The organism is Rhodothermales bacterium (assembly GCA_013002345.1).
Classification (GTDB): Bacteria; Bacteroidota; Rhodothermia; order Rhodothermales; family JABDKH01; genus JABDKH01.
On the sequence record JABDKH010000252.1, the window covers coordinates 1 to 2,961 of the forward strand.

6 protein-coding genes are annotated in these 2,961 nt (G+C 60.3%); 4 read left to right on the forward strand and 2 right to left on the reverse strand.

Annotated features, from left to right (window positions below):
• Window positions 1–148: 148 nt before the first annotated feature.
• Both HKN37_12370 and HKN37_12375 read right to left on the reverse strand, forming a co-directional pair.
• A complete protein-coding gene (locus HKN37_12370) occupies window positions 149–436 on the reverse strand; it encodes a helix-turn-helix domain-containing protein (GenBank protein NNE47440.1) in 288 nt (95 codons plus the stop codon).
• On the reverse strand, window positions 433–750 hold the full coding sequence (locus tag HKN37_12375) for a type II toxin-antitoxin system RelE/ParE family toxin (protein ID NNE47441.1): 318 nt from the start codon (window positions 748–750) through the stop codon (window positions 433–435). Before HKN37_12375 ends, HKN37_12370 begins: the two co-directional genes overlap by 4 nt.
• Window positions 751–968: 218 nt before the next feature.
• Here HKN37_12375 and HKN37_12380 point away from each other — a divergent pair, with 218 nt between their 5' ends.
• From HKN37_12380 to HKN37_12395, 4 genes are all read left to right on the forward strand, one after another.
• The gene (locus HKN37_12380; protein NNE47442.1) at window positions 969–1,244 is read left to right on the forward strand and encodes a BrnT family toxin; all 276 of its coding nucleotides are present in this window, start codon (window positions 969–971) and stop codon (window positions 1,242–1,244) included.
• On the forward strand, window positions 1,231–1,440 hold the full coding sequence (locus HKN37_12385) for a hypothetical protein (GenBank protein ID NNE47443.1): 210 nt from the start codon (window positions 1,231–1,233) through the stop codon (window positions 1,438–1,440). Before HKN37_12380 ends, HKN37_12385 begins: the two co-directional genes overlap by 14 nt.
• A 179-nt stretch (window positions 1,441–1,619) precedes the next feature.
• Window positions 1,620–2,297 (forward strand): hypothetical protein, encoded by a 678-nt coding sequence (locus HKN37_12390; protein ID NNE47444.1) that lies wholly within the window; start codon window positions 1,620–1,622, stop codon window positions 2,295–2,297.
• Window positions 2,298–2,513: 216 nt separating this feature from the next.
• Window positions 2,514–2,933, forward strand: coding sequence for a putative toxin-antitoxin system toxin component, PIN family (locus tag HKN37_12395; GenBank protein NNE47445.1), 420 nt, complete (start codon window positions 2,514–2,516; stop codon window positions 2,931–2,933).
• Window positions 2,934–2,961 lie beyond the last annotated feature (28 nt).

Here is a 2,961-nt window from a genome sequence, read left to right on the forward strand (position 1 = left end):
ACGGGTCGTCGGGTGAGCACCGGCTTGCGCCTCGTCGTGCGGGTGCGCCTCTTCAGGTACTTGGGACGGGCGGCGTTGGGGGTGACTATCCTCGCGGGGGCCGCCAGCAGAATCCCAAGACGTTAGAGCGCAGCCCAGAAGGTGAGGACTACTTCACCGAATCGAGGACCGCCCGGGGGTGCTTCGCTGCAACCCTAAGTAGGACTCGGGCCGGGCCCTGAGGGTGGCGACGACCCTGCTCCCAGTTCTGCAGGGTGCGCACGCTGATCCCAAGAAGGGCGGCGAACTTCGCCTGGGACAGCCCATACTCCTCTCGGATTACGGCGACATCGGGGTCGTCGAACGACATCGTCCGCGACGGCTCTTGTTCTCCGCGTAGAATCGCGCCGCCCTCCTTCACGCTCTGCACGAGTTCTTCGAATAGCTCATCCTTCATTTGAACTCCTCCTTGACCAGGGCAGCGAGGACCTTTCTCTGGTCCGCTGACAGGTCGTCCTTTTCACTCTTCGGGTACATCAGCAGCATGAGGATCTGCCCATCCTCCGTCGCCCAGTAGTAGATCGCGCGGACCCCGCCACGCTTTCCCCTCCCCGAGCCCTGCCAACGGATCTTCCTCAGCCCGCCCGTCCCTTGAATGAGCGCTCCAGCACCGGGGTCTTGAACTAAACGAAGTTGCAGTAGCCGATAGGACTCAGCGTCCAGCAGCTTCGCGACTTGCTTGCTGAAGACAGGCGTTTCCTTGATTACCATCCTCAATCGTACGTCGTTGGCGTAGTATACGTCAATGGCGTATAATTGGTTCCAGGATCCTGTCGCCGCTGCGCTCCAACTTGGAATTGCTGCTGTCCGCGAAGGCGTCGAGGCCACGTCTGGTAACGCCTGTGGTTTGCGAAGCGTGCGGGTGCGGCAGCAGAATCCCGAGACGTTAGGGAGCGCGGCCACCGCCATCCGTTGGACTGAGGAGTTTGATGCTCCACTTCGAGTGGGATCCGGCCAAGGCCGAGTCGAACCTAAAGAAGCATGGAGTCGATTTCGGGGAGGCGGCTACCGCGTTCGGTGATCCCCTTTCCTTGACTGTCCCCGATCCAGACCACTCTGTGGGTGAAGAGCGATTCATCTTGATAGGTGTATCGTATCGAAACCGCCTCGTTGTCGTGGCGCACGCCGAGGACGGAGATACGATCCGAATCATCAGCGCCCGCTCGGCCACCACTGCCGAGCGCAAAGCCTATGAGCACGAGTAGAGACCCGGACGAGATGCGCGAGGAGTACGACTTCAGCGGCGCAGTACGCGGCAAGTATGCTGAGCGCTTCGCCAAGGGGAGCAACGTCATTGTCCTTGCACCTGACGTGGCCGAAGTCTTCAAGGACGGCCAGGCGGTCAACGACGCTCTGCGACTACTCGCTGATTCCATCCGGGAAGGGAAGCGCGCCTCGTAGTTCCTCGCGGCACTCCCTAACATGGAATTGCTGCTGTCCGCAAAGGCCATTCGGCATCTCTGGTAGCGCCATGGTTTGCTATGCGTGCGGGTGCGGCAGCAGAATTCCGGGACGTTAGAGAGTGCTGAGAGCGTGGCGGCTGAAGACCCCGGTCAAGTGCTCCGACCCATAGGAGGTTGATGAGCCAGGAAGTCGCTGAGGCGCCCATGAAGAGAGCTACGCCGAGGAGCTCACGGCGTCTGTTCAGCGAGTTCGTGGTCGTTCTCTTGGGCGTGTTTCTCGCGCTGGCCGCCGAGTCATGGTGGTCGGAGCGTGCGGATCGACAGTTTGAGCGCGAACTCCGTGAGGACATGCTGGCGGAGTTCGAGGCGAATCTCCGAATCCTCGAGTCAGATATCTCGGTCAACGACACAACCCAGATTCGATTCGGATTCTTGCCAAGGCTCACTGACGCTGAGCTTGCGGCAGTATCTGACGAGGAACTGACGCGTCGCTTGGGTGGCTACCTTGACTGGGCGGGCTTCGATCCGGCGATGGGGATAGTTCAGGCGCTCGTGGAGAGTGGAAACTTGAGAGCTGTGGACGACCGACCCCTCCGGCTACTTCTCTCCCGTTGGGCCGGCCTGCTTGAGGAGAAGCGGAGGTTCAACCTTCAGACAGTCGACTTCCAGAATATGGTCGTGACACCCGCCGTGGCGCGTGTGGCTGCTGACCTAAGGTGGACAGCGGCTGAGCGGCGTGAGGTCCGAGACCTCATGTTGGGCCTGAGTGGGCTCCAGCAGGCAGTCGTAGAAAACCAACGGCGACTGCGGGACACTGCCTTAGAGGTCCAGCGGTATCTGGAGAACGGCGGGTAGGGTCACTTCTTGTGAAGCACTCTCTAACATGGAATTGCTGTTGTCCGCGAAGGCGTCGAGGGCATCTCTGGTAACGCCTGTGGTTTGCTAAACGTGCGGGTGCGGCAGCAGAATTCCGGGACGTTAGAACGAGGGACCGACGGACAGATTAGGTAGCCGCCTGAGGTCCCGGAGGGAAACTCTTGCCCCCTGGGTTGGTATCACATAGCGTACCACATGATGCGGGTTGTTCTGGATACCAATGTCCTTGTGGCTGCGTTCAAGTCCCGGGACGGGGCTTCGTTCCGAGTCCTTGAACTACTGGAGGGAGCGGCTGAGCTGACGCCCTGTGTGTCGGTGCCGCTAGTACTCGAGTATGAGGCGACCCTCAGGCGCTTTATGGGCCAAGACGACTGGAGGATCGAGCCCTTCCTGGATTACCTGTGTGAGATCGGCGAGAAGCGGGAGATTTACTTCCTGTGGCGACCGTTTCTTCGCGATGCTGGAGACGAGATGGTGCTGGAAGTGGCCGTCGGCGCGGGAGTGGAAGCGATAGTCACTCACAACGTGCGTGACTTCGCCGGAGTCGACGAGCACTTCGGGATCGCTGTCCTGACGCCCGGAACCCTGCTCCAAGAGTTGGAGGATCGAAAATGAGCACGATGAGCATTCGACTTCCTGAGTC

Coding starts and splice junctions, on each gene's coding strand:
- HKN37_12390 (NNE47444.1), top strand. CDS start 1,620: ATGAGCCAGGAAGTCGCTGAGGCGCCCATGAAGAGAGCTACGCCGAGG.
- HKN37_12385 (NNE47443.1), top strand. CDS start 1,231: ATGAGCACGAGTAGAGACCCGGACGAGATGCGCGAGGAGTACGACTTC.
- HKN37_12380 (NNE47442.1), top strand. CDS start 969: ATGCTCCACTTCGAGTGGGATCCGGCCAAGGCCGAGTCGAACCTAAAG.
- HKN37_12370 (NNE47440.1), bottom strand. CDS start 436: ATGAAGGATGAGCTATTCGAAGAACTCGTGCAGAGCGTGAAGGAGGGC.
- HKN37_12375 (NNE47441.1), bottom strand. CDS start 750: ATGGTAATCAAGGAAACGCCTGTCTTCAGCAAGCAAGTCGCGAAGCTG.
- HKN37_12395 (NNE47445.1), top strand. CDS start 2,514: ATGATGCGGGTTGTTCTGGATACCAATGTCCTTGTGGCTGCGTTCAAG.